A 17,356-nucleotide genomic window follows, 5' to 3' on the forward strand; every position below is an offset into this window, starting at 1 on the left:
CGACGACTAGCGTTCGGGCAGTCTTGGTAGCGTTCGCCGAGCGGTTCATGCCGACGGCACGACGACAGGCTGAATGGAGGACGACAGCGGTGGAGGACAGCGGCAGCGCTCGCCCCCTGTGGGCTGACGACGAGGACGAGGGGAGCGGTGATGCCGCGCCCGCCGCCCCCATGCCGCCCGCTCCGCCAGCCGCTGACTCGCCGTCGCAGACGACGCGGTACTCCGAGGCCGACCTCAAGCAGGCCATCGAGGAGGTCAAGCGGATCGCCAGCGAGCGCGAGGCTGCCGGTGACCCGGAGGATGCGCCCTCCGAACCGGGGGAGGTCGGCCCCTGGACAGCTGAGGCCGGCCCACCGGCGTCGCAGACGTTTCCGACGGTCTTCCACGACGGCCGTCCCGACGTCCAGGGGCACGCCGTCCGGGCGGATGGTGGGGCCGGCTCCGACGCCACCGCGCAGCCGCTGCACGGACATCGGGCGTCCGCGGCCGTCCCTCCCGGCCCGCCCGTGCTCGAGGAGTCGACCGTCCTGCGCCCACGGAAGGAACGGCCCACCGAGGGCTGGCGCGCGTGGCTGTACACCATCTCCGGCGGTGCGATCAACATCGGTCCGGGGCGCCGGGAGCGGGCGTGGAACGATCTGGTTCGTCGCTGTCAGGCTCCCTGCCCGACGGGGCGGAGGATCGCCGTCATCTCCCGCAAGGGCGGGGTGGGCAAGACCACGACGACGCTGATGCTCGGGCACACCCTGGCCGCCATCCGCCCGGACCGCGTCATGGCCATCGATGGCAACCCCGACGCCGGAACCCTGGGTCACCGGATCTCCGGTCAGACGACGGCCACGGTGGTCGACGCGCTGGCCCAGGTGGGCAACGTCCGCGGCTATCCCGATGCCAGGGCATTGACCTCACAGGCCCCGTCGCGGCTGGAGATCCTGGCTTCGCCGCAGGATCCCCACGCCTCCCGTGCCCTGCGCGGTCGCGACTACCAGGCGGTGATGAACGAGCTCGACCACCACTACAACGTCATGCTGTGCGACACCGGCACCGGGATCATGGATGACGCCAACCTGGGGATCCTGGACGCCATCGACCAGATCGTCCTGGTGACCGGGACTGCCCTGGACAGCGCCCGTGCCGCCTCCATGACCCTGGATTGGCTCGAGTCACACGGCCGGGCGGCCCTGGTGACGGATGCCGTCGTGGTGATCAACGCCATCAGCGACATGGGGCGCGTGGACATCGATCAGGTGATCCGTCACTTCGCCGACCGGTGTCGGGCCGTCCATCGCGTGCCCTTCGACGAGCACCTCGAAGCCGGTGCGGTGACCGATCCGGATCGGCTCGCCCCGACGACGCAGGAGGCGTGGCTGTCGATCGCGGCAACCGTCGTCGACGGGTTCGCCCTCCCGTCGCCGAGGAGTCGCCGATGAGCCACACCCGTGGGGATCGCGCGTGAGTGATGTGATCGGCATCGGGCGCCGGACGGGGCCGTTCCTGGCCGATCCCGTCCACGTGGTGCACGTCGACCCCGAGGACATCGCGGGGGACCTGGTCGCGGTCTTCGACATGGTCAAGTACCACGTCGACCGGGACGGCCAGATCCTCATGGTCTTCCCCGACCGCCTGGCACCCGAGATCGAGACACCGCTGCGGATCGTCCGGTCGAGCCTCGGTGCCCGCGGGGTCCTGATGCACGCGACGACCCTTCCACCCCTGGCAGCTGACGTCCTGATGACGTTGCTCGCGGCCGTCCGACCCCAGGTGCCGAACGTGGCCGCCCTCGCCGCCGCCCTCCCCATGCTCGAGCAGCAGATCCTCCACTTCACGTGGCTGTCCTCGGTGGCCGGGTTGACCCACCCGGCACCCTCGGTGGGCCAGCACGCCCGCTCACTGCTGCCCGGAGGCTCCTGGATGGTCCGATCCTGGCCCGAGCTCGCCGTGGAGCGGTTCGATCTCTCCAAGCCGTTCGAGGTGCCGAGAGCGTCACAGGAGGTCGGCGTCGCACTGGCCGACCTGGACGGCGATCGCAGTTGGATCGATCCGCTGGTCGGGACGCACATCGCCAACCCGGTGAGTGTGGAGGTGGAGCCGAGCGCCGATGCGCGCACCTGGTGGGGCTGCGATCGGGTCGCCCAACTGGTGCTGTATCCGCGGGACATCGATCGGGTCGTCAGCGCGTTGGCTGGCGTCCTCGACATCGGTCGGTGTCGCTGGTGCGGCGAGACGGTTGGTTCGGCGACCTGCCCCTGGTGCCGCCTGCCGCGCGGGGGGATGCCCCTGGGCCAGAACATTACAAGTGGAGCCGCGGCGGAGGAGCAAGTGGCAACCTGGGACCCAACGGGAGATACGGGACCCGCTGTTGCCGCGCAGCAGCACATGGAGAGGACGCAAGGATGAATCCACGCCAGCGGCGGGGAGCTCTACTGGTGGTCATCAGCATCGTCGGTGCGATCGCGGTGTTCGTCTCGGTGTCCGGGTTCGTCGCCGATGTCCGACAGCAGGTCGGCCCCATGACGACGGTCGTCCGTCTGACGACCGACGTTCCTGCGTTCGCGCCCATCCCCCCCGACGCCGTGGAGGTGCTGGAGGTCCCGGTGCTGTGGCAGCCGCCCTTGGCGATCGAGTCCCCCGACGAGATGGCCGGGCTGGTTCCCGGCCTGGCGTTGCCCGTCGGCTCCGTCCTCGAGGAGAGCGACCTGCAGCCACCACCCGCCGTTCAGGAGGGCATGCGGCAGATCGCCATCACCGTGGACGCCGAGACCGGCGTGGCCGGTGAGATCGGGGTCGGCGACGTCGTGGACATCATCGCGACCAGGCAGGGGTTCGCCGGTCAGAACCCGAGCGCGGAGATCGCCATCGAGGCGGCGCAGATCCTGTCCATCGGGACGCCGCGCCCCGACGTGCCCGACGCGGGCCTGATCGAGCAGGCCGGTCAGGAGCTGTTGCCCGACTTCGGCAACAACGTCGTGCCGGTCACCTTCAATCTGCCGACCAGCGACGTCCTGCGGTTGGCCTACGTCGAGAGCTTCGCCACCAGCGTCCGCCTGGCGTTGCGCTCACCGACGGACTTCTCCCAGCTCGCGACGCCGGACCGGATCTACGCGCCGTCGAGCAGCATCGCGGAGGAGGGGGACTCGTGATCTCGGTCATCCTGGCCACGGCCCAGCAGCGGCACACCGCCGAGCTGGGCGACCTGGCCAGCGAATCGGGCGTGTTCACGGTGGCCGACGTGGCGGCGGACAGCGGCTCCCTGATGACGGCGCTCGAGGTCTCCGACTACGACGTCGTCCTGCTCGATGCCGAGATCGGGCCTCTGGCGGCCTTCGACGTGGCCCGGGCCCTCGGGCAGCAGTTTCCTGACACCGCCCTGGTCCTCGTGGCTGCCGACACGGGTCCGGAGCTGCTCGAACGTGCCATGAACGCCGGCTTCCGCGGTGTCGTCAACCTGCCGCTGGAGCTGGAGGATGTCACCACCAAGGTCGAGCTGGCCGGCACCTGGTCTCGTCGGCTTCGTGGCCGGCTGAACGACCCCGAGGACGAGCGGCCCGGTCGCATGATGGTCTTCGCCGGCGCCAAGGGCGGTGTGGGCACGACGACGCTGGCCACCCACGTCGCGCTCGAGACCCAACTCGCCAACCCCGACCGCCGGGTCTGCCTGGCCGACTTCGACCTGCAGGCAGGCGACGTCAAGACCCTGCTCGATCTCAGCCACCATCGCAGCGTCGATGACCTGGTCGAGGTGGCGCAGGACGTGACGGCCCGACACCTCAACGATGCGCTGTTTGCCCATCCCTCCGGTCTCCGCGTGCTCCTCCCGCCCCCGCAAGGCGAGTTCGAGACCGACATCACCCCCGAGGTCGCCCGGGGCATCCTCGGCGCGGTCAGGACCCGCTTCGACCTGGTGGTGGTCGACGTCGGGACCGTCATGACCGACGGCGGCTCGATGGCCACGGAGCTCGCGGACGAGGTGCTGCTGGTGGTCACCCCCGACGTCCTCAGTCTGCGAAGCGCCGCGCGTCTCACGGCACTCTGGGAGCGCCGACGCCATCGGAAGGGTGGGATCACCGTGGTGCTGAACCGGTCCAGCCGCGACACCGAGGTCCAGGCGGACCTGGTGAGTCGGGTGCTCGAGATGGAGGTCCTCGACGCCACCATCCCGTCGGTGTTCCGGGAGCTCGAACCGGCGGTCAACTCCGGCATCGAAGAGCACCTCGAGGACGGGCCGATCCGCTCCGCGATCCTCGGCCTGTGTCGGGAGCTCAAGCTGATCCGACCGCAGGAGCGACGGTCGTTCTTCGGTCGCGGAGGCGATGACTCCGGACAGGCGACGATCGAGGCGCTGGGGATCTTGCCCTGGGCGCTGCTGATCATCCTGGTGTTCTGGCAGCTCGCGGTCATGGGCTGGACCTACTCCTGGGGTGAGCACGCCGTCCGCGAGGCGGCCCGGGAGCTTGCGATCGGCGGGCCGGTCGAGCAGACCGTCCGTGAGGAGCTGCCGGTGTCGATGCACGACGGGCTGCAGGTGCGCTCGGGGCTGAGCACCGTCCAGGCCCAGATCAGGGTGCCGATCCTGGTTCCCGATTGGCTCTCCCCCTGGTCGATCACCGTGCAGCAGGGCACCATCAGGGAGCGAGGCCTATGAGACGACTGCATGAGCGTGACGAGGGCAGCTACATCATGGAACTGCTCGGGTTCCTGCCCGCCTTCGCGATCGTGGCGATCCTCGCCTTCCAGTTGGCCGCGATCGGTGGCGCCGCCGTCGCCGCCGAGAACGCCGCACGCACCGGTAGCCGCGCGGCCTCGCTCGGCATCAGTCCGCGCAACGCCGCGATGTCGGCCCTCGACCCGGATCAGCGCCGGTACGCCAGGGTCAGCGGGGGCCTGGGCGGTGTCACCGTGGTTCTCGACGTGCCCGTGGTCATCCCCGGCATCGACCTGAACGTCGTCACGATCCGACGCAGCGCCCACCTCCCACCGCGGTTCGGATCCTGATCATGGCCCGGCCGACGGACCAGGAGTTGGGCGCGACCCGCAACGGCGGTCAGGGCGGCGAGCTCGACGTCCGCCGCTACCGCGAGATGCTGCTCCAGGAAGTGGACCTGGACGAGCTGGACCGCCTCTCCAGCACACAGCGCCGGGCACGACTGGAGCGGCTGGTCGGCCACATCATCAGCCGCGACGGTCCCATCATGTCCTCGACGGAGCGGCGCAACCTCATCCGCCGAATCGTCGACGAGGCGCTTGGGCTCGGTGTCCTCGAGCCGCTGCTGGCCGACCCCAACGTGACCGAGATCATGGTCAACGGGCCGAACCAGGTGTACGTCGAGCGGGCCGGTACGTTGACGCTGTCCAACTCCCGGTTCTCCTCCGAGGAGCAGATGTACCAGACGATCGATCGGATCGTCAGCCAGGTCAACCGACGTGTCGACGAAGCCAGTCCCATGGTCGATGCACGCCTGCCAACCGGCGAGCGGGTGAACGTGATCATCCCGCCGCTGTCGCTGAACGGGCCGGTCCTGACGATCCGGCGGTTCCCCCGGGCCTTCACGATGGCCCAGCTGGCCGAGATGGGGTCGGTGGACGAGGCGACCATGTGGCTCCTGCGGTCCATGGTCGAGGTGCGGTGCAACATCATCATCGCCGGGGGTACGGGCACCGGGAAGACCACGTTCCTGAACTCCCTGTCCGGCTACATCGGGGCCAGCGAGCGGATCGTCACGATCGAGGACTCCGCCGAACTGCAACTGCAGCAGCCACACGTCGTCCGCCTGGAGTCCCGTCCTCCCAACGTGGAGGGCAAGGGCCAGGTCACGATCCGCGACCTGGTCAAGAACAGCCTGCGCATGCGCCCCGACCGGATCATCGTCGGGGAGGTTCGCGGGGGCGAGACCCTCGACATGCTGCAGGCCATGAACACCGGGCACGAGGGATCGCTCTGCACGGTGCACGCCAACTCCGTCGACGATGCGATCCTGCGTCTCGAGACCCTCGCGTCGATGACCGAACTGGACATCGCCTTCGAAGCGCTCCGAGACCAGATCAGCGGTGCCGTGGACGCCCTGGTCCACCTGCGCCGCTATCCCGACGGATCCCGTCGGGTGGCCCAGATCGCCGTCACCGCGTCGCAGGATCGCAAGACCTTCCAGTTGGATCCGGTCATGACCTTCGAGGCCGATCCCATGGAGGCTGAGCGGCGGGTCACCGGCCGGGTGAAGCACGGCTCGATCCCCGCCTGGCTGGCAGAGCGGTTCCGCCTGGCGTCCATCAGCCTGCACCCCGTGTTCCGTGCGGCACCCGAGCCGGAGGCGGTCGGCCGGTGACGTCATCGGTCATCCTGGCCCTGCTGGCGGCAACCCTCCTCGTCGCCGTCGTCGGGATCGCGGTGATGGCGCGTGCCAGCAGCTCGCGCAGTCTGGCCTATCGCCGAGCCAAGCTGAACCTGCGCCGTCCGGCGGTCGGCCCCGGGCGGTCCCGCTTCGACAAGCTGGTGTCGAGCGTGGCCCTCGGACGGTCCGTCTCGCGACGACTGGACGCTGCCGGGCGCACCGACCTGCTGGCCGGCGACGTCGTGGCCGTGGCACTGCTGGCCGCCGCCGGTGTCATCTACCTGCTGAGCAGCGTCGTGACGGTCGGCGCCGCAACCGTCGTCGCGCTCGGCCTGCTGCTCGTCGCCAACCAGTACCTGAACTACCTCGTGCAGAAGCGGATCGACGCGTTCTCGGACCAACTTCCCGACATCGCGCTGGTCATGTCCAATGCCGCCGGTGCCGGCATCGCCATCCCCAACGCCCTGCAGCTGACCGCGAACGAGATGGCCGAACCAGCTGCGTCGCTGCTGCAGCACGCCGTTCGTGAGCTCGCGGTCGGCGCGTCGCTGGCGGACGCCATGGACTCGCTCAAGGAGCGTGTGCCCTCGCGCGAGATGTCGGTGCTCGTCTCCACGCTGATCATCCAGCAGCGGGCGGGCGGTGATGTGATCGAGGCGCTCCGCGAGATGTCGACCAACCTCGAGCAGCGACGAGATCTGCGTCGCGAGGTCCGCACCGTGATGTCAGGCGTCCGCTTCACCGCCTACGCCATCATGGGCCTTGGAACCGGCTCCCTGCTGCTCATCGAGTCCTTGCGCTCCGGAACCCTTCAACGCATGACCTCGAGCTTGGCTGGCCAACTCATCCTCATCGCTGCGTTCGGGTTCTTCTTCATCGGCTTCCTCGCCGTTCGCCGATTGTCACGGGTGGACGTATGAGCGCCGGATTCGCCGGACTGCTCGCGCTGGGCAGCTACGTCGTCGGGATCCTCGGATTCCGCATGATGCGCACGCCACCGGAGTCACTGCGTGACTACGATCCGCGCCAGGGAAGCACGAGGACCTCGTTGGTGGGCAAGGTCAGGGCGGCCGTCGGCCGGCGCTTCGGCCCCTTCGTCCTCGATCTGCTGAGCCCACGGTCCCGGGCACGACTCAACCGGCACCTGGCCGCGTCAGGCCGAGCGCCGGGTCAGACGCTGAACGACGTGGCGGCGACCAAGGCAGCAGACGTCTTCACCACCAGCCTCCTCGGGGTCGGGGCGACGCTGTACTGGGTGCCGCTGCTGCCGCTGCTGATGGTGTACGGCTGGTTCCGGATCAACCTGACGCTGCGCCAGGAAGCCAAGGCCCGCCAGACGCGGATCGAACGAGACCTCCCGGACTTCCTCGATGTGCTCAGCGTGACCGTCCAGTCGGGCATGAAGTTCCGCACGGCACTTCGCCGTGTGGAGGAGCGCTTCGACTCGCCCGTCGCCGAGGAGTTCCGCACCGCCCTGCGACAGATGGACGTCGGCGCCTCCCGACGGGAGGCCTTCCAGGGGGTCCGCGACCGCAACCCGAGCCCCTCCATGAACCGCTTCATCGGGGCACTGCTCCAAGCCGAGGAGCTCGGCTCGCCCCTCACCGACGCGATGGGGGCCATCTCCAAGGACATGCGCAAGGCCTTCGGTCAGAGCGTCCGAAAGCGAGCCGCGGAGGCGGCGCCGAAGGTGAGCCTCGTCGCGACGGTCATCCTGATGCCGGGCGCCGCACTGCTGCTGATCGGCGGCCTCATCATCGGCGGCAACATCACCGTTCCGGGGGGCGGGTAGACCGTGGGTGAGACGCAGCCGATCCCACGCTCGTTGCAGCGGCTGTCGAAGATGGCGATCGATCTGCGGCTGATCCTGCTGCTCACCGCCATGGCGATGTCGCTGTGGCGGGGTGCGGAGCGCCCGGTGCTGGGCCTGATGCTCGTGGCCTCCTACTTCGCCATCGGGCTGCTGCTGTGGTGGGATCGGGTTGTCGGGCACCTCCTGGCCAGACCGTCGTTGTTCATCCTGGACTTCGCCGTCACCGTCCTGATCCTGGTCGCCGCCGGCACGACGGGTCCGTTCGTCCTGTACGCCGTCAGCACGGCGTTCCTTGCGGGTGTCCTGTACGGCCGCATCGGTGGCTCGGTCTTCGGACTCGCCATCGCGGCGATGTCATCGATCATCGCGTTCCGTGACGGCGCGACCCTCGATGACCTGACCGGCTCGGTGATCATCCCGATACTGATCGTGGTCGCGGGCATCGGTGCCGCGTCGGTCCGACAACTGGTCCTGCAGACCGAGCAGTTCAAGTCCGATCTGGCCGACATGACGGCCCGCGCCGCGACGGCTCAGGAGCGGGCTCGGCTGGCGCGGGAGATGCACGACACCCTCGGCAAGACCCTCTACGGCGTCTCCATGGCCGCCTCCCTGCTCCCGGAGTACGTGGAGCGCTTCCCCGACGAGGCCGTCAAGCAGGCCAGGATGATCGCCTCCTCCACCGAGGTGGCGTCGAAGGAGGCGCGTGTGCTGATGAGCGACCTCCGATCGGACTCGCTCAACCTCCCGCTGCACGAGGCCATCGAGCAGTGGGTCACCGAGTGGGCCGCCGAGAGCCGCATCGAGGCGTCGTTGGCCCTCAACAACGTCGGGGAGATGAGCTCCTCCTCCCGCTACGAGATGTTCACGATCGTGCGGGAGTCGCTGCGGAACGTGTCCACGCACTCCGGGGCGACGCGTGTGTCCGTCTACCTGGCCAGGGCCGGGGGGAACGTGTGCGTCGAGGTCGCGGACAACGGCAAGGGCCTGCCCTCCACCGATCTGGATGCGCTGGCTGCCGAGGGGCACTACGGCCTCGTGGGCATGGCCGAGCGTGCTCGCCGAGCCGGTGGCCAGCTGACGATCGACAGTCGCCCCGGCGCGACGACCATCCGGGCGGAGGCCCCGGCCACCTCCTCCCACGACATGGTGCCAAGCACGGTCGCCGAGAACGGTGGGGCAGCGCCGGACAGCCCCGTCCGCCGATCCGAAGTGGAGTCTGCGCCATGATCCGCGTCCTGGTCGTCGACGACAATCCGGTGATCCGCAGCGGCCTGGTCGCGCTGCTGCGCCTGGAGGACACCATCACCGTCGTCGGAGAGGCCGGGACGGGCAAGGAGGCGGTCGAGAAGGTGTCGAGCGCCCTACCGCACGTGGTGCTCATGGATGTCCGCATGCCGGTGATGGACGGCATCGAGGCGACCGAGAAGATCCTGGCCGGCACGAGCACCACGAAGGTGCTGATGCTCACCTACACCGACGAAGAGGACATCGTGGCCCAGGCCATCCAGGCTGGCGCCAGCGGGTACGTCGTTCACGGGCGGTTCAAGGGTGAGGAGCTGACCGAGGCGATCACGCGGGTCCACGAGGGCGGGTCGCACGTCAGCCCCACTGTGGCTCCGGCGCTGTTCGAGCTGGTCCGACGCGCACCCGCCGGTCGGCAGGACCTGACGCCCGACTTCGGCCTGACCGAGCGTGAGGTCGACGTCGTCAACCTCATCGCCAGGGGCATGTCCAACGCCGAGATCGCGGGCGAGCTCTTCATCGGCGAGAAGACGGTCAAGAACCACATCAACCGGGCCTACGCCAAGCTCGACGTGACCAACCGGGCGCAGGCCATCGCCGTCTGGCTCGGAACGGGCGGCGTGCGGTGACGGGACCCAGGGGGGCCCAATCGGAATTGGGCCCCGAGTGGGCCGGCAATTTGGGCCCTGGGGCCCTGTCAGAGGCGACCGAGGGTCCATACCGTTCTGAGTGTCGCGAGACGCCACACGGGAACAACGACCTCAACACAAGGGACGCACCTCATGAACGCAGTGATCAACCTCTACCTGACAACCCTCTCGCTCGTCGACGGCCTGCGCGATCGCCTGGCCGACGAGGAGGGCCAGACCACGATGGAGTGGCTGGGCATCGCCGCCGTGCTCGTCGCCATCCTCGTGGCCTTCGCCGGCCTGGGCGGGGACATCGCCGACTTCCTGCGGGCCACCTTCGAGCGGCTGGTCAACACCATCACCGGCGCCTAGCCATCCTGCTGACGTCCATCGCGTCACGGAGCCCGGTCCTGGACCGGGCTCCATCGCGTCTGGTCATGGCGCTCATGGTCGTGTTGGTCGTCGGCTGCACCTCCGACGGGGACCCAGCAGCCACCGCGTCGGCGACGGCCCCCGCGGTGGTGGTGACCGAGACCGCACCGGGTCCGGCTACTGCCTCGACGCCGACGGAGGAGCCGACCTCCGAACCATCCGACGAGCCGACGGAGGAGCCGACCGAGGATGCGACGGCCTACCCCGACGCCCCCGGCCTGATCATCCCCGAGGGGTCCGTCGCGACGTGTGAGCTGGCCGGTCCCGAGTTCTGCCAGGACAGCAACGGCAACTTCTTCCCCGACTTCGTGGATGAGCAGTTGGGTCTTGACCCGACCGTGCTCCCGTGCCGTGACGTGGACTGTCCCGGTGTCCTGCCAGGGGACGCGACACTCGAGGGACTGAATCAGAACACCCTGTTCATCCTGGACGCGTCCGGGTCGATGGCGGGTCAGGTCGGCGGCGAGACGAAGATGGCGGCAGCCAAGGCGGCCCTGGTGGAGTACGTCAGCATCACGCCGGAGTTGGTCGACATCGGCTTGGTCGTCTACGGCCATCAGGGCGACAACACCGACGCGGGACGGGCCGAGTCCTGTGCGGGCGTCGAGACCTTCGCCGAGATCGGGGAGCTCAGCTTCGACACCGTCGAGGCGACCGTGGCGCAGTTCGAGCCGACAGGGTGGACGCCCATCGCGACCTCGTTGGAGTCCGCGGGACCGCTGTTGACCGACGCCGTGGCCGCGGACGCAGCAGAGGGCATCGACGCACCGACCAATCGGGTGGTGCTGATCTCCGACGGGCTGGAGACGTGTGACGGTGACCCGGTGGCCGCCGCCCAATCGCTGATCGGTCAGGGCATCGACCTGGTCGTTGATGTCATCGGCTTCGACATCCCCGACGCCGACCGATCCGCGCTGGAACAGGTCGCCACGGTCACGGGGGGCACCTACTCCGATGTCGGCAACGGTGACGCACTGCGAGATGCCCTCGACGTGTACAGCGATCAGTTCTTCGCCGCGGCGGACGCCATCAACTGCCGGGTGGAGGCCGTCGGCCAGACCACCACGTGTGGGCAGGCCATCCGGATCGAGGGCCGTGATCTCATCCGGGACCTGGCACGTGAGGCGGGTGATGCCGGCGATGCTGATCGCGAGCGGTTCCTGACAGCCTGGGGCGCGACGGCGCAGCAGGAGAACCTGGATGCCGAGGAGGCCTACGAGGACGAGATCCTGGCCGAGTTGGAGGAGTACCGGGCGCTGATCCAGGACGCTCTGGCCCGGCGTGAGGAGCTGCGGGCTGGCGGGAGCAAGGTGGCAGCCGCACCGGCATCGACCTGTCCGCTTGTCCCGCACGCCGACCTGGCACCGCAGGGCGGACCGGTGTGAGACGCTCCCCGTCGCGGCGGTCCGTCTGGCAGGGATCCGCCTGGCAGGCGTCTGCGCTGCAGCGAGACCAGGGGACCGTCGCGCCGCTGTTCATGGTGATCATCTGGCTCACGCTGCTGATCGGGGTCCTGTTCTTCCAGACCGGTCGCGCGTCGGATCTCGGGGCCGAGGCCCAGACCGGCTCGGATGCGGCGGCGCTTGCCGGCGCGGAGGACATCCGACTGCAGATCCTCGAGTGGATGGCATCGGGCGGCTTCTCCCGGGGCCCCTTCGTCCTCAACCAGCCGCGTGCGTTCGCGGCCTCCAGCCGCTACGCGGCGATCAACAGCACGCGCATGATCGACTTCTCGATCCGCCGGGAGGGCTACCTGCAGTACCGGGTCAGCGTCGAGACGACCACCTACAGGCGACTGCCGGACGCCGGGTTCGACAGCACCGGGGTGGATGGAGTGGGTGATGCGGAGTTCTCGGTCGGCAACAGCGAACGTGGACGGCAGTCCGCCGCCGCCGTGGTGCGCATCGGACCATCGGTGTTCCTGTCCGAGGGCGGCTTCTGGTCCTCGACGACCGGTGAGGGCCACTTCGTCGCGGACCAGACCGCCAGTGCCGGCGTGCTCCCGCAGGGCGGTGGCGGGTCTGCCGTGGGGACCACGACCAGCGGCGGCTGTGCGATCGGGCGGAGCGAGTTGAACAGCCTGGCGGCCGAAGCCGGGGTGACCGAGGAGTTCGCCGGGCGGTCGGCGCTGGCCAGGTACAGCGACTGCGACGGCGGCGTGTCCGTCGCACCGCTGACACGGCCGATGAAGATCTCACTGCTGCGCCTCGAGAATGCGATGAACGAGCCGCTGAACCTCAACAGCGCCTACCGGTCACCGGCATATCAGGCCCAGTTGTGCGAGCGCGTCAACGGCCCGTGTGCCCCGCCGGGCCAGTCCATGCACAACTTCGGGTTGGCGGTCGACGTGCAGAACTGGCGTGCCGCCACGGTTGCGATCAACCTCGAGCCGACCATCGGGCTGTGCCAGCCGCTGCCCAGCAACGACGCCGTCCACTTCGTGCACAACTCCGGGCGCGAGTGCGGAGGATCCACCGGCACATCTGGCGGCACCTCGGGGATCTCCGGTCCGTTCAGCAGCCTCGGCGGGTTCGGTGCACAGGGCCTGCTGTCGGTGCGACTGGTCGAGTAGGCATAAACCTTCTGGAGTGATTACCGAACACGGAGGTGCCCGCCGGGCGCGCTAGCGTACCGATCGCACATGGGACACAACCGCGGGAGAACCGGGGGCAGCCCCGCAACGTGGGGCGTGACCGGCCGGCCGTCCGGCACGGCCCTGGCGTTCGTGCTGCTCACGATCACGCTGCTGGCGGTCGTGCTGCTGGTGTGGACTGCTGGGACAGCCACGGCGGCGACCACCGAGGAGCCGACCGAGCCACAGCCGGCACCCACCGCCGCGCCGCTCGGCAGCGCACCGGTCCTGCTGATCATCGACGCGTCGGGGTCGATGAACGCCGACGACGGGTCAGGACAGCCGAAGATCGAGGCTGCCCGGACCGCGCTGCGCCAACTGGTCGACGAGTTGGGGACCGACTCGCAGGTCGGCCTGCGCGCCTACGGCCACCGCACGCCCAACACCGACCGGGAGGCTGGCTGTGCGGACACCGAGCTGCTGGTGCCGGTGTCGAGCGACAACATCGATCAGCTCAGGACGGCGGTCGACGGGCTGAGTGCATCTGGCTTCACGCCGATCGGCGCGTCGCTGCGAGCAGCCACCGAGGACCTCGTCGACTTCGAACAGCGGACCGTCGTCCTGATCAGCGACGGCATCGACACCTGTGCCCCTCCGGCCGCCTGCGATGTGGCTCGCGAGATCGTCGGCGAGGGCGTTGAGCTTCGCGTGGAGGCGATCGGCTTCCAGGTCGACGACGCCGCCGCTGATGAGTTGCGGTGCATCGCAGAGGTCACGGGCGGCACGTACCGGCCGGCTGACAACGCCGAGGACCTGGCCCGAGAGTTGCGCGCCAACGTCCCTACCGGAGAGCCCATCGAAGGTGGGCCCAGTCCCGCCGAGGCGACGCTGATCGGGCCAGGGCAGTACGTCGATGAGATCTCGTTCCCGGAAGAGCGTTGGTACGCCGTGGACCTGGAACCGGGCGACCGCGTCCGTGCCTCCGCCGCGGTCATCGGCAACGACGAGACGCCCTCCATCCCGGCGGCCGAGACCGAGATGATCCTCAGCTTCGTCGATGTGATCGGTTCGACCCCCTGCGACACCGACCGCGTCCGGGGCATCGGTCCCCAGACGGTGAACCTGGCCGTCGATGGGCTGCAGGTCGCCGGTGGGACCGTGTGCAGCGAGCCGGGCCGGTACACGATCGGCCTGCGGATCATCCCACCCGAGGACTCATCGGAGAGCCGTCCACTGCGGGACGGACTGACGTTACCGATCGAGCTGTTCGTCGCGGTGACCTCATCCACCGTGCTCGACGAACCAACTGAGGCACCGGAGCGACCGGAACTCGCAGCTCCGGTCCCGCTGCCACCCGGTCGCCAGCCGACCCCGCCGTCGCTGTACCTGCTGACGATGAGCGGCTTCGGTCTGGTCGGCGCCCTGCTCGGGGGCTTCTTCTCACGGAAGCTCGGCCCATGAGGGGTGCGATCCTGGCGATCCTCCTGCTCGGTCTGCTCGCACCGGCTGCGTGGGCTCAGTCCCCGACGGAGGAGGTCCTGTCCGTGGAGGGGGCGGCCAACCCGCTGGACGCCCCCACGGTGCAGCCCGGCATGGTCGTCGACACGATCCTCGAGTCCGAGACGCTGTGGTACGGCATCGACGCCGGCAACGGTCAGACGGTCACGGCCACCGTGACGATCCTGGGACAGCCAGAGGCGCCGGAGTCCGAACGGACCGACCTCGTCATCGGATTGACGGATCAGCAGCGGCAGACGTTGCAGGAGGACACCGCCCCCTTCGACGGACGGACCGACATCGAGGTCGTCCTGGCCGACCAGGCGATCCCGCCGATCCCGGGCGGCCTCCCGTTGCTGTCGGTTCAGCTGACCGCCGGTGCTGACCCCAGTGGGCTCGCCGGTCGAGGCTTCCGGCTGGTGCTCGAGGTCGAGGTCACCGGTGACGCGCAGCCGCTGCCCACGGTCGATGCCGCCCCACCCCCGCAGCAGCCATCGGCGGAGGCCGGTGCCGACCCGCTGTTCACCGCCCCACCGGCTCCACCGGACGAGCCACCGGACTACGTCGGCGACCTCTTCCCCTTCGCCGCCATCGCGTTGGCCGTCGGGGCTGTGGCTGGCTTCGAACTGAGCCGGCGGGGCCTGTGAGTGCCGCCCTGGTCGTCGACGGCGTTCGCTGCGCACCGCTCGAGGTGGCCGGCGACTCGGCAGCGCGCCGGCGAGGCCTGCTGGGTCGGGACGGTCTGGAGGGCGCCCTGTGGCTCGCCCCCGCCAAGCAGGTGCACTCGTTTCGGATGCGCTTCGACCTCGACATCGCATTCGTCGATCCGACCGGACTGGTCCTGCACGTCCAGGCGCTGCCCCGAAACCGGATCACCCGGATCGTGTGGCGCGCCCGGGGGGTCATCGAGGCAGAGCACGGGTCGTTCCTCGCCTGGGGGCTGCAAACCGGAAGCCGCGTCCAACTGCCCTAGCGCTGGTTGTCGCTGCGCCGGTCAGGCACCGCGAGGCTCGCGGAGGCCCCCGGCCCACGCCCCGGTCGCGGCGCCCACCACCGGGAGCACGAGCGCGGAGAGGATCGGTGTTGCCGGGCTCTCACCCCACCCCAGCGCCGCCAGCACGATCGTGACCACGGCGGCCCCGGCGAATCCGGCGGCTGCTGCCGGTGTCCCCAAGCTCAGCTGACGAGCCGTCCTTCGGGCACCGAGGAAGGCGCCGATCAGGGCAGGAAGCGGCGTCGCCAGGAGCGCCAGCAGTCGGGTCTGGCCGACTGATGTCACCGCAGCGAGGACGCCGATCACAACCGCGACCAGCAGCCACGCGCCGACGGTCACCGCCAGGGCCATGACCCCTCCGTTCAGCAGGGTGCGGACCTCGGCCGTCATGGCCCGCCGGTGCACCCGATCCACTCGATGAACCGTCCCGTCTCGGGGTCGTAGTAGGCGGCATCGGTTAGGTCCAACTGGACACCGGTCAGCCCGAGTTCGATTCCGAGCCCCACGACCAGGCTCACCTGACCCGAGACGGACGCCTCTGCGGCGGTGCGGGTGTAGTTCTCGATCGACACCGTCCCGTGGTCGCGGAGATGGTCCAGCAGAACGTCGGCCGCCTGCGACAGATCCTCGACGGAGCGGGACCCCACGAAGTCACCCAGCGCGTCGCCGAGCCCCGGAGCCGTCAGGTCCAACTCGGCGGTCACGACCGTTCGGGAGCCCGTGCCTCCCTGCGCGGTTCCCCTGACGCTTCGAAGCACGTCTGCTGGGTTGGACATCTCCGGGATCGCCGCCACTTCCACGGTCCCCTCTGACACGCTGATGATCCGAGCGGTCGTCGGGTTGCCGGCCGGGTCGTAGTCGACCTCCAACTGGACCTGCTGACCCCCGCTCGCGCCCACGCCCACCAGAATGCCCAACTGGCCGGCCGCTTCCCTGCTGAGATCCAGCTGCAGGGTGCGACTGCCGTCGGCCTTCTCGGTCACGCGGCCATTGGCTGCCACCGATGCATCCACCTCGGCCACGACCCCGTCAGCCGACCCCTCGACGGTCACACCGGCCTGGCCGTGGGTGCTCTCGGCCTCGCCCTGCGGTCGTTCGGTGCCGACGATCCAGTCGACGACGTCCCGGGCGCCGACCGCAACGTCCTCGACGAGTGGCGGCAGGATGGTCTCGAGTGCTTCGTCCGTCAGGCGATCCATGATGTAGGCCTCGGCCTCATCCGGGTCCGTGAACACCCGCGTCTCGCCGACCTCGCCGCCCAGCGCTACGCCCACCTCGGCGCCGATGCCGCCTTCCAGATCCGCCGAGCCGATATCGATCCCGCCCTCTGCGCCGATGTCGGCCGACACGCCGATCGATCCGCTCTCGACGAACGTCACGTGGATCTGGCCCTGGGCGTCCTCGGAGACGATCAGGCCTTTGCCCCCTCCGAGATCGACGAAGCCGATGCGGACCCCCGCCTCGGCGTTGCCGATGAACGTCGAACGGGTGCAGTCCCGCTCCGGCTCTCCGCTGGGGGCGGCGAAGTCGAATGGCGTGGTCGGTGGCGGGGGAGGAGCTCGGAAGCTGCAGGTGCCGTGCGGATTGCCGCTCGCCATCGCGATGAAGCAGTTCCACGTCCGCTGGATGTCCCGCCCGAGCGCCGGACCGCTGAGCATCAACGCCAGGATCACGGCAACCGACACGGCGCCGACGCCCAACCACTCCGTGGTGGTCTGTCCGTCGTCCCGAGCCAGTGCTCGCCGGCATGCCTCTGGGCTGAGCAGGCACGCCAAACGGGACATGCCCTGACTCTAGGTGGCGGCCCACCGGGCACGAGGGCCCTGGGGCCCAAATCGACGCAGGCCGGGG

At 69.4% G+C, this 17,356-nt stretch carries 18 protein-coding genes; 16 read left to right on the forward strand and 2 right to left on the reverse strand.

Features of this window, described 5'->3' with window-relative positions:
* The first annotated feature begins 23 nt into the window (after positions 1-23).
* From C1746_RS12890 to C1746_RS12965, 16 genes are all read left to right on the forward strand, one after another.
* Positions 24-1,430, forward strand: a complete 1,407-nt coding sequence (locus C1746_RS12890; protein WP_162867699.1) for a MinD/ParA family ATP-binding protein — start codon at positions 24-26, stop codon at positions 1,428-1,430.
* Between the two features lie 22 nt (positions 1,431-1,452).
* A complete protein-coding gene (locus tag C1746_RS12895; protein ID WP_162867700.1) occupies positions 1,453-2,397 on the forward strand; it encodes a hypothetical protein in 945 nt (314 codons plus the stop codon).
* Between the two features lie 29 nt (positions 2,398-2,426).
* Positions 2,427-3,140, forward strand: a complete 714-nt coding sequence (gene cpaB / locus C1746_RS12900) for a Flp pilus assembly protein CpaB (protein ID WP_162867701.1) — start codon at positions 2,427-2,429, stop codon at positions 3,138-3,140.
* Complete coding sequence (locus C1746_RS12905) at positions 3,137-4,642, forward strand: CpaE/TadZ family protein (protein ID WP_116714967.1); 1,506 nt, start codon at positions 3,137-3,139, stop codon at positions 4,640-4,642. Before cpaB ends, C1746_RS12905 begins: the two co-directional genes overlap by 4 nt.
* A complete protein-coding gene (locus C1746_RS12910) occupies positions 4,639-4,992 on the forward strand; it encodes a hypothetical protein (RefSeq protein WP_116714968.1) in 354 nt (117 codons plus the stop codon). Before C1746_RS12905 ends, C1746_RS12910 begins: the two co-directional genes overlap by 4 nt.
* A gap of 2 nt (positions 4,993-4,994) precedes the next feature.
* On the forward strand, positions 4,995-6,320 hold the full coding sequence (locus C1746_RS12915) for a TadA family conjugal transfer-associated ATPase (RefSeq protein WP_116714969.1): 1,326 nt from the start codon (positions 4,995-4,997) through the stop codon (positions 6,318-6,320).
* Positions 6,317-7,246, forward strand: coding sequence for a type II secretion system F family protein (locus C1746_RS12920; RefSeq protein ID WP_116714970.1), 930 nt, complete (start codon positions 6,317-6,319; stop codon positions 7,244-7,246). Before C1746_RS12915 ends, C1746_RS12920 begins: the two co-directional genes overlap by 4 nt.
* Positions 7,243-8,118, forward strand: coding sequence for a type II secretion system F family protein (locus C1746_RS12925; protein ID WP_116714971.1), 876 nt, complete (start codon positions 7,243-7,245; stop codon positions 8,116-8,118). Before C1746_RS12920 ends, C1746_RS12925 begins: the two co-directional genes overlap by 4 nt.
* A 3-nt stretch (positions 8,119-8,121) precedes the next feature.
* A complete protein-coding gene (locus C1746_RS12930; protein WP_116714972.1) occupies positions 8,122-9,366 on the forward strand; it encodes a sensor histidine kinase in 1,245 nt (414 codons plus the stop codon).
* Positions 9,363-10,010 (forward strand): response regulator, encoded by a 648-nt coding sequence (locus tag C1746_RS12935; protein ID WP_116714973.1) that lies wholly within the window; start codon positions 9,363-9,365, stop codon positions 10,008-10,010. The genes C1746_RS12930 and C1746_RS12935 overlap by 4 nt, the downstream gene beginning before the upstream one ends.
* 153 nt (positions 10,011-10,163) lie before the next feature.
* On the forward strand, positions 10,164-10,382 hold the full coding sequence (locus C1746_RS12940; RefSeq protein WP_116714974.1) for a Flp family type IVb pilin: 219 nt from the start codon (positions 10,164-10,166) through the stop codon (positions 10,380-10,382).
* Positions 10,383-10,447: 65 nt separating this feature from the next.
* The gene (locus C1746_RS12945; RefSeq protein WP_116714975.1) at positions 10,448-11,827 is read left to right on the forward strand and encodes a VWA domain-containing protein; all 1,380 of its coding nucleotides are present in this window, start codon (positions 10,448-10,450) and stop codon (positions 11,825-11,827) included.
* Positions 11,824-13,014 carry a pilus assembly protein TadG-related protein gene (locus C1746_RS12950; RefSeq protein ID WP_116714976.1) on the forward strand — a complete coding sequence of 397 codons (1,191 nt, stop codon included), beginning with the start codon at positions 11,824-11,826 and terminating at the stop codon, positions 13,012-13,014. Before C1746_RS12945 ends, C1746_RS12950 begins: the two co-directional genes overlap by 4 nt.
* Positions 13,015-13,083: 69 nt before the next feature.
* Complete coding sequence (locus C1746_RS12955) at positions 13,084-14,475, forward strand: vWA domain-containing protein (protein WP_116714977.1); 1,392 nt, start codon at positions 13,084-13,086, stop codon at positions 14,473-14,475.
* The gene (locus C1746_RS12960) at positions 14,472-15,158 is read left to right on the forward strand and encodes a hypothetical protein (RefSeq protein WP_116714978.1); all 687 of its coding nucleotides are present in this window, start codon (positions 14,472-14,474) and stop codon (positions 15,156-15,158) included. The genes C1746_RS12955 and C1746_RS12960 overlap by 4 nt, the downstream gene beginning before the upstream one ends.
* On the forward strand, positions 15,155-15,484 hold the full coding sequence (locus C1746_RS12965; protein ID WP_116714979.1) for a DUF192 domain-containing protein: 330 nt from the start codon (positions 15,155-15,157) through the stop codon (positions 15,482-15,484). Before C1746_RS12960 ends, C1746_RS12965 begins: the two co-directional genes overlap by 4 nt.
* A gap of 21 nt (positions 15,485-15,505) precedes the next feature.
* Here the strand turns inward: C1746_RS12965 and C1746_RS12970 are convergent, their stop codons facing one another.
* Positions 15,506-15,919 (reverse strand): hypothetical protein, encoded by a 414-nt coding sequence (locus tag C1746_RS12970; protein WP_116714980.1) that lies wholly within the window; start codon positions 15,917-15,919, stop codon positions 15,506-15,508.
* On the reverse strand, positions 15,892-17,289 hold the full coding sequence (locus C1746_RS12975; RefSeq protein ID WP_116714981.1) for a hypothetical protein: 1,398 nt from the start codon (positions 17,287-17,289) through the stop codon (positions 15,892-15,894). Before C1746_RS12975 ends, C1746_RS12970 begins: the two co-directional genes overlap by 28 nt.
* Between the last annotated feature and the right edge of the window lie 67 nt (positions 17,290-17,356).

Source organism: Euzebya tangerina (genome assembly GCF_003074135.1).
Lineage (GTDB): Bacteria > Actinomycetota > Nitriliruptoria > Euzebyales > Euzebyaceae > Euzebya > Euzebya tangerina.